The organism is Bordetella petrii, assembly GCF_020991325.1.
In the GTDB taxonomy this organism is placed as follows: domain Bacteria; phylum Pseudomonadota; class Gammaproteobacteria; order Burkholderiales; family Burkholderiaceae_B; genus Bordetella_A; species Bordetella_A petrii_E.
The window spans coordinates 1-1862 of sequence record NZ_JAJMLX010000465.1; the positions used below are offsets into that span (position 1 = coordinate 1).

The window sequence follows — 1862 nt, forward strand, 5'->3', positions numbered from 1 at the left end:
GGCCGACCCGGCCCAGGCCCCCACCGATGCCGCCGGCGTGCGCCGCTTCCTGCAGGCGCAGCTGCAGCCCTGGCGCCTGAATGGCGCCGACAACCGCCAGGCATCCAATACGGTCACGGGCTACTACGAGCCGCTGGTGCGCGGCTCGCGCCGGCAGGGCGGCCCCCACCAATGGCCGCTTTACGCGGTGCCCGACAACCTGCTCACCATCGACCTGGGGTCGGTGTACCCCGATCTGGCGGGCAAGCGGGTGCGCGGCAAGCTGGTGGGCAAGCGCGTGGTGCCCTACGACACCCGCGCCGCCATCGATGCCTCGCAAGACCGCCCGCCGGCCATCGTCTGGATCGACGACCCGGTGGACAACTTCTTCCTGCAGGTGCAGGGTTCCGGCCGCGTATTGCTGACCGACGGCCCCGACGCCGGCACTACCATCCGCCTGGCCTATGCCGACCATAACGGCCAGCCCTATGCGTCCATCGGCAAGTGGCTGATCGCGCAGGGCGAGCTGCGGGCCGACCAGGCGTCCATGCAAAACATCCGTGCCTGGGCGCAGCGCAACCCCGCGCGCGTGCAGGAAATGCTGAATGCCAACCCCGCCGTGGTGTTCTTCCGCGAAGAAGCGGTCGACGACCCGGAACTGGGCCCCAAGGGGGCCTACGGCATTCCGCTGTCGCCGCGCCGTTCCATCGCGGTGGATACCGGCTTCGTGCCGCTGGGCGCGCCGGTATTCCTGTCCACCACCTGGCCGGCTTCCGACCGCCCGCTGCAGCGGTTGGTGTTCGCGCAGGACACGGGCACTGCCATCCGCGGCGCGGCGCGGGCCGATTTCTACTGGGGCTTCGGCGATGACGCCGGCGCGCTGGCCGGGCGCATGAAGCAGCGCGGCCAGATGTGGGTGCTGTGGCCCAAACAGGCCGGGGAGCCCTCGGCGCGATGAAGCACCAGATCATTGTCTGCGGCGCGGGTATCGTGGGGCTGGCCAGTGCGCTGGCCCTGGCGCGGCGCAACCAGCGCGTGGCCCTGCTGGCGCCGCAAACCACGGTGCCCGCCGCCGACCCGGATGCCTATCATCCGCGGGTGTACGCCATTTCGCCGGCCAGCCAGCGCTTCCTGGCCGAACTGGGGGTGTGGGACGCCATGCCCGGCGCGCGCATCATGCCGGTGCAGGGCATGGAAATCCACGGCGATGCCGATGGCCGCGTCGACCTCAACGCCTGGCAGGCGGCCCAGCCGCAACTGGCCTGGATCGTCGAATCCGGGGAAATCGAGCGGGTGCTGATGCAGGCCGTGCGCATGTTCGGCATTCCCTGGCTGAACGAGCGCTGCGTGGCCTACCGCGACGGCGCCGTGGAAACCAGCGCGGGCGAGCGGTTGCGTGCCGAACTGTTCGTGGGAGCCGACGGTGCTGCGTCGCCGCTGCGCACCGCGGCCGGCATTCCGCATACTTCGAAGCCCTACGACGACACCGGCCTGGTGGCGCACCTGGATGCCGAACGCCCCCACCAGGGCGTGGCCTTCCAGTGGTTCCGCGATGACGGCGTGCTGGCCCTGCTGCCGCTGCCCGACACCTCCGCCGGCCCGCAGGTATCGATGGTGTGGTCGATGCATAACGCGCAGGCCCAGGCCCTGCAGGCGCTCGAACCCGAGGCCCAGGCGGCGCGCCTTGAATACTTGTTGGAACATGCGGCGCAGGGCCGACTGGGGCGGCTGCGCATGCGCGGCAAGCTGCACGGCTTTCCCCTGACGCTAGATCAGGCCCGCATGACGGCGCCCGGTATTGCGCTGGCGGGCGACGCCGCGCACCGCGTGCACCCGCTGGCGGGCCAGGGGCTGAACCTGGGGCTGGGCGACGTGGAAGCCCT

The 1862-nt window shown here is 70.9% G+C and carries 2 protein-coding genes; both read left to right on the forward strand.

The window, feature by feature from the left end:
• The coding region (locus LPZ50_RS24585; RefSeq protein WP_230665453.1) for a murein transglycosylase A at positions 1-937 on the forward strand (937 nt) is incomplete at its 5' end.
• A partial coding sequence (locus tag LPZ50_RS24590) for a UbiH/UbiF family hydroxylase (protein ID WP_230665454.1) occupies positions 934-1862 on the forward strand: 929 nt, incomplete at its 3' end. The genes LPZ50_RS24585 and LPZ50_RS24590, both read left to right, overlap by 4 nt.